Here is a 6,685-nt window from a genome sequence, read left to right as displayed (position 1 = left end):
AACAGCAAACACATTTTTAGCAAGATCGATACCGACAGTCGTGATAGTCATAACGAATTCCTCCGGGACGATGTGTACCCCATGATTGCACAAGAGTTAATCAGGCGCATAATCAGGGGAAGTCCCTTCCATTCGTTAAGGCCATTTTTGGTATTTCCAGACCGCGGTAAGGGCGATAGATCAAGTTGACAGGCAGCTTTGAGCGAGAAGCTGACATTGACTTAGAAAATTACGACGATGTTCTGAAAACGAGGCGGTAAATGCGAGATACTTACACTTTCCAATGCACTGGGACTACTCATGAATAATATCATCGCGAGCATTACACCGGAGAATAAAGGTTTTTTGGAGTTAAAAGAGGAGAGCATGTCTGCTGGATTTAACATGTTACGCAGACTAGAAGAAAACTGGCTGAACGGAAAAAACCGCTTTGATAAGGTAGGCGAGAATCTGTTAGGCTTTTATGGCGACGGATTACTCATTGGCGTGTGTGGATTAAACCAAGATCCATATATGCCTTTAGTTCGGTGTGGACGACTCCGCCATCTCTATGTAGGAACTGAATGGAGAAGAAGCCAAGTTGGTATTACTTTGCTAAAGGCAGTACTTAAGGGCTCTGATCGTTGGTTTGATTTTATCAACACTGAATCGCCACGGATAATCTAGACACTTCCGAGCCGTTGATAATACTGGTTTTCATATTCTGCCGGTGGCATTTTATCGCTCGAACCATGCCGACGCTTACTGTTATAAAACATTTCGATGTAATCAAAAATATCGCTGCGGGCTTCTTCCCTCGTTCCGTAGATCTTTTTCTTTATTCGCTCGCGTTTCAGTAGCTGGAAAAAACTTTCTGCTACCGCATTATCATGACAGTTACCGCGACGACTCATACTGCCTTCCAGACCGTGTGATTTCAGGAACGACTGCCACTCATGGCTTGTATACTGGCTCCCTTGATCTGAATGAACCAGCACCTGCTTTTGAGGGTTACGACGCCATACGGCCATTAAAAGTGCATTCAGAACAATATCTTTTGTCATTCGGGGCTGCATTGACCAGCCGATAACTTTGCGTGAGAACAGATCAACAACAACTGCCAGATACAGCCAGCCTTCGTGGGTCCGGATGTAGGTGATGTCCGTTACCCAACGTTCATTTGGCGCTTCCGGGTTGAACTGCCGCTGAAGCCTGTTGGGTGCCACTATGCTGGCTTCACCTTTACGCGCCCGTGGGCTCCGGTACCCGACCTGAGCCTTTATCCCGGCATGTTTCATCAGCCGCCAGACTTTGTTAACTCCGCACTGTTGCCCGGTATCCCGCAGGTCTGTATGGATCTTGCGATACCCATAAATGCAGCCTGACTCCAGCCAGAACTGCTTGATCTTCCCCGTCAACTTCAGGTCAGCATGGTGCCGTCGCGAATGCGGCTGCTGAAGCCAGGCGTAAAATCCACTTGGATGCACATCCAGCACCCGACAGAGTAGACGGACAGGCCAGCAATGGTTGTTGTCACGGATAAAGGCGTACCTCAGTCGGACAGCTTTGCGAAGTACGCCGCTGTAGATTCAATTGGTCAACGCAACAGTCATGTGAAAACATGGGGTTGCGGAGGATTGTTGGATGAGACGGACATTTACAGCAAAGGAAAAGGCATCTGTTTTTGAACTGTGGAAGAACGGAACAGGCTTCAGTGAGATAGCTAATATCCTGGGTTCGAAGCCAGGAACCATCTTCACTATGTTAAGAGATACTGGCGGTATAAAACCCAATGAGCGCAAGCGGGCTGTAGCTCACCTGACGCTGTCTGAGCGCGAAGAAATACGAGCCGGTTTGTCAGCCAAAATGAGCATTCGTGCAATAGCTACTGCACTGAATCGTAGTCCTTCGACGATCTCACGTGAAGTTCAGCGTAATCGAGGCAGGCGCTATTACAAAGCTGTTGATGCTAATAACCGGGCCAACAGGATGGCGAAAAGACCAAAACCGTGCTTACTGGATCAGAATTTACCGTTGCGAGAGCTTGTTCTGGAAAAGCTGGAGATGAAGTGGTCTCCAGAGCAAATATCCGGATGGTTAAGGCGAACGAAGCCGCGTCAAAAAACACTGAGAATATCAGCAGAGACAATTTATAAAACACTGTACTTTCGTAGTCGTGAAGCGCTACACCACCTGAATGTACAGCATCTGCGCCGATCTCACAGCCTCCGGCATGGCAGACGCCATACTCGTAAAGGTGAAAGAGGCACAATCAACATCGTAAACGGAACGCCGATCCACGAACGCTCGCGGCATATCGATAACAGACGCTCTTTGGGGCACTGGGAAGGTGATTTGGTGTCAGGCACAAAAAACTCGCATATCGCCACACTTGTAGACCGAAAATCACGCTTTACGATCATCCTGAAACTCAGAGGAAAAGACGCTATCTCGGTGAATCAGGCTCTTACCGAAAAATTTCTGAGCTTGCCGCCTGAACTCCGGCAATCACTGACATGGGACAGAGGAATGGAGCTGGCCAGACATCTGGAATTTACTGGCAGCACCGGAGTTAAAGTTTACTTCTGCGATCCTCAGAGTCCCTGGCAGCGGGGAACAAACGAGAACACTAATGGATTAATCCGACAATACTTTCCCAAAAAAACATGCCTTGCCCAATATACTCAACATGAGCTGGATCAAGTGGCAACTCAGCTAAACAACAGACCAAGAAAGACACTGAAGTTCAAAACACCGAAAGAGATAATTGAAAGGGGTGTTGCGTTGACAGATTGAATCTACAGCGGCTTTTTTTAATATGTCCCGTTCGTCCGTAACCCGCTTCAGCTCTTTCTGGAGTCGCCGGATCTCAGCCTGGGCATCTGACTGGACTTTATGGGGGGAAGAGTCCGGACCATATGCTTTTATCCAGGCATAAAGGCTGTGGGTGGTGATACCAAGACGTGTTGCCACGCTGGAAACAGGATGGCCGCGATCAACAACCTGTTTGACTGCTTCAATTTTAAACTCTTCGGGATAACGCTTACCGCTCATGGGCACCTCTCTTTAAGCCATCTTAAATGACTCTGAGGTGTCTGTTAAACCTGTGGCGATTCACTGCGGGTTCGGCTGGCTGGGTTATGGCACGCGTCCGGATGAACTCTCTCAGGATGGTCATGCCACCCCGATAGCCCAGCTCGCTTATTTCTCTGGCGATAACTGTCGCCGGGATTTTATAGGGATGCGCATCGGTGATCCGCTTGCAGATATATTCGCGGTACTCATCCAGCAGAGAGGACGATGTGGGCCGCGGTGAATAACGGGGCTTATCTGATTTGGCTTTCAGGTGCTTCCGGACAGTATTACGTGAAAGGCCGAGTTCCTTTGCGATAGCCCGGATGCTCATTCCCCGCTTGTGCAGGACTTTAATTTCCATACGAATCTCAAAAGTGATCATAAGCTCCCCTGTATTCAGAGGAGCAGATTAACCCCTGGATCAATTTTCAACCGTTAGGGTGGATCAGTTTTGCACCGTTGGTGACACCAGAAAGCGTACGTATTGCCTGAACTGTGGGTTGTTACAGGAAGGCTCGCCCCAAATCTGATTTATTCAACAAAGCCATTTTTATGAAGAACAACTGTTAATGCATTTGCTTCCATTCCGTTCCGTTCGAATACCACGTTGTGTTACTACCCGGAGCAAGTGTTGTCGAGTTAAGGCTTGAGTCAGGATAAATACCCGCATTCGCTGCCGACTCGTTTGATACATAGACATGTTGTCCGGTATAACTCGAAGCTGGTTGAGGCAGGTAGATCCTGTTAGATTTAGCACCAGACCGGGCAATAATCAGGAGATTACCCGTTTCAGCCAATTTCGCACTCACTTGCTCCTCGGTCATATCTTCACCGTTAAGTATATAAGTCGGAGTTCCGACAGGCGCAGGCCAGCTTTGGTACTGAACGCTGAACGTTTCGCCCTGCGAAAACGACGTGCTGTTACCCGAACTATCAGTACTCACTGGCACAAACTGGTACTCGCTAGTCATCTGGAACACGCGCTGGTCGGTCAATGTAAAGTGCCAATTGCCACTGGCATCGCTCACAACTGGACTCAGCTTTAGCCGAACACTATCTTCTACACGAATAGCGTAAATGGCGACCTCTGCCCCAGGCTCCGCGGTTCCCCAAAAATCCATTACCCCACCACTGGTGGTCTGTCCGTTTACAAGATCGCTGGAACTGTCACTCACACGAGTAATGATCGGTACTGACGTGGTCGTATCCAGATTGAGAATAAATGCATCTGACATTTCGGACTCCGGAGCTTGTGGCGTCAGCGCCCCTGTCACTGCCAGCCGATGATCCCCATCGCCGCTAAGCGCAGTGGAGGGTGTCACTCTCCAGATGCCACTGTCGTCTGCAGTCGCGGTGTCTATCAGGCTGCCTTCATCATAAAGGCGGATCGTCGCATTTTTATCCGCTGTTCCATGCAAAATGGGCTTCGTTTCATCTGTCGCCTGACCACTGGTCAGGTCGCCTGTAATACTTCCGGTCACATCCTCCACCTGAGTGATAACTGGTACGATAGAAGCAATAAAGTTCACATCCACACTACGCGAACTGCCGTTGATGCTTGCAGTGAGCGTGCTAAGCCCCGTCGAACCTGAGGTCAGCATTACAGTGACTATTCCACTGTCATCAGTGCTGGCCTCAGGCAGAACTGTTGCACCGTTTGTGGCGCTGAAAGCCACTACTGCATCAGGAATCGGGTTATCCCAGGCGTCACTGACCCGTACCTGTACCGTATTCTGAGCAGACTTATTCGCCAGTGCATCATTCTGTAAAACAACAATATCCTCAGCGGCAATCTGTGCCGTCGAGCTATCTGCAACAAAACTGACAGTCACATTCTGACCGCTGCCATTAATGGTGGCAGTCACCGTACTTGAACCGACCAGAGTGGTCGTAACCGGAAGCGTAATATCACCGTTACTGTCTGTGTTTGCTGATGAGGCTACGGTAGCACCGTTATCAGCGCTAAAGGTCACCGGCTGGTCTACCAGTACATTACCTTTTGCATCTTTCACCGTCACTTTGACGTTGTTAGCATCACTGCCGTTAGCAAACGCATTATCCTTCACCACAATCATGTCACCTGCGGCAATAGCGGCGGTCGAGGTATCGGCAATGAAGGTAACAACAACAGTTTGAGTGGAACCATTAAGCGCCGCGGTTATCGTTGATGGCCCAGCCACTGAGCTGGACAAGCCAACGCGAATCATCCCTTTTTCATCGGTTAGCCCTGGTCGCCCCATCGTCGCACCATTATCGGCAGAGAAGTTGACAGACTGATTGGCCAGAGGGTTACCAAAAGCATCAGTGACCGTTGCCTCTACGATATTGAGTGAAGAGCCATTCGCCAGTGAATTGTCCGTCACGACGATCAGGCTGCCGGCAACAATCTGCGCGGTGCTGGCATCGGATTTAAAAGTCACCTCAACGCTTTGAGTGCTGCCATTGATAGATGCTGTCACGGTCGACACACCTTCAAGGGTGCTGGTGACTGGCATCAGTACCCTGCCATCGCTTCCGCTGAATGCGCTCGCGGCAATCACCGCACTGTTGCCAGCACTGAAATCTACCTTCACACCCGCAACCGTATTGCCATTGGCATCGGTGACTTTAACTTGTACCTGATTCTGATCAGTCCCGTTTGCTAGCTGATTATTCGTCACGATCGCCATGTCACCGTCGGCAATTCTGGCCGTATTTGCATCAGCGACAAAATTCACATCGATACTCTGGCTGCTCCCGTTCACTGTCGCGGTCAGCGTACTTGTACCCGCCGCCGTACTGGTAAGTACTGCCGTGGCCTCACCAGCCATATTTGTGGTTACTGTTTCCGCTACTGTCGCGCCATTGCTGGCACTCAGTGTTATTAGCTGGCTAGCGACTGGATTACCTTGCTGGTCCGTGACGAGGATCTTCACGGCATTGACCATTGCACCATCCGCAGCGGCATGATTCGTGATAATACTCAGACTACTTCCGGTCAATTGCGCAGTACTGCTGTCAGCAATAAAGGTCAAATCTACTGTCTGGCTGCTGCCGTTAATGTTTGCCGTTACAGTACTGACGCCGGCTACCAGGCTAGTGACATCCAGCGTGAGCGAGCCATCTGTGGTTGTCTGAGCGCTACCGTCAATCATTGCACCGTTGTTCGCACTGAAAGTGACCGTCTGGTCTGCCACAGCATTGCCGTTGACATCGGTTACCTTCACCTGTATCTGGTTTGTCGCTTTGCCGTCCGCAACGGCGTTATCTGCCACCACTGTCAGGTCACCAACATTAATCTGCGCTGTACCGCCGTCCGCGACAAAGGTCATATCAACCTGCTGGCTGCTGCCGTTCACCCTGGCGGTGATGGTGCTGACGCCTGCCGTTTTACTGGTCACGGTCATCAGCAGTTCACCGTTGCTGTCGGTGCGTCCCTGCGCGGCTATCGTGGCGCCGTTGCTGGCGTTGAAGCTCACGTCCTGTCCGGCAATTGCATTACCCTGAGAATCGGTGACCTTCACCTGCACGCTGTTACCGACAATCCCGTTTGCCACGGCGTTATCTGCCACCACCGTCAGGTCGCCTGAGCCAATCTGTGCCGTGCCACTATCCGCAACAAAGTTAACCGTGACTGTCTGGCTGCTGCCAT

The 6,685-nt window shown here is 50.3% G+C and carries 3 protein-coding genes and 3 pseudogenes; 2 read left to right on the top strand and 4 right to left on the bottom strand.

Annotation, left to right across the window (positions count from 1 at the left end):
• Positions 1–300: 300 nt before the first annotated feature.
• Positions 301–666 carry a GNAT family N-acetyltransferase gene (locus ACI2I2_RS24330; protein ID WP_404660244.1) on the top strand — a complete coding sequence of 122 codons (366 nt, stop codon included), beginning with the start codon at positions 301–303 and terminating at the stop codon, positions 664–666.
• On the opposite strand, the pseudogene ACI2I2_RS24325 reads toward ACI2I2_RS24330, so the two are convergent.
• Positions 663–1,556 (bottom strand): annotated as a pseudogene (locus ACI2I2_RS24325) (IS3 family transposase); the annotation flags it as partial. The gene ACI2I2_RS24330 and the pseudogene ACI2I2_RS24325 overlap by 4 nt on opposite strands.
• A 67-nt stretch (positions 1,557–1,623) precedes the next feature.
• Here ACI2I2_RS24325 and ACI2I2_RS24320 point away from each other — a divergent pair.
• Positions 1,624–2,775: an IS30 family transposase gene (locus ACI2I2_RS24320; RefSeq protein ID WP_404660243.1), complete on the top strand. Its 1,152-nt coding sequence runs from the start codon at positions 1,624–1,626 to the stop codon at positions 2,773–2,775.
• A gap of 9 nt (positions 2,776–2,784) precedes the next feature.
• On the opposite strand, the pseudogene ACI2I2_RS24315 reads toward ACI2I2_RS24320, so the two are convergent.
• From ACI2I2_RS24315 to ACI2I2_RS24305, 3 genes and pseudogenes are all read right to left on the bottom strand, one after another.
• Positions 2,785–3,033: pseudogene (locus ACI2I2_RS24315) on the bottom strand (transposase); the annotation flags it as partial.
• Between the two features lie 61 nt (positions 3,034–3,094).
• Positions 3,095–3,436, bottom strand: a pseudogene (locus ACI2I2_RS24310) (helix-turn-helix domain-containing protein); the annotation flags it as partial.
• A 184-nt stretch (positions 3,437–3,620) separates the two neighbouring features.
• Positions 3,621–6,685: Ig-like domain-containing protein (locus tag ACI2I2_RS24305; RefSeq protein ID WP_404660242.1), on the bottom strand; the 3,065-nt coding region annotated here is incomplete at its 5' end.

The sequence above is a fragment of the Scandinavium sp. NPDC088450 genome, assembly GCF_044900545.1.
GTDB lineage: Bacteria > Pseudomonadota > Gammaproteobacteria > Enterobacterales > Enterobacteriaceae > Scandinavium.
The sequence above is the reverse complement of the archived record's forward strand: the minus strand, read 5'-3'. Positions and strand labels throughout refer to the sequence as shown.

Coding starts and splice junctions, on each gene's coding strand:
- ACI2I2_RS24320 (WP_404660243.1), top strand. CDS start 1,624: ATGAGACGGACATTTACAGCAAAGGAAAAGGCATCTGTTTTTGAACTG.
- ACI2I2_RS24330 (WP_404660244.1), top strand. CDS start 301: ATGAATAATATCATCGCGAGCATTACACCGGAGAATAAAGGTTTTTTG.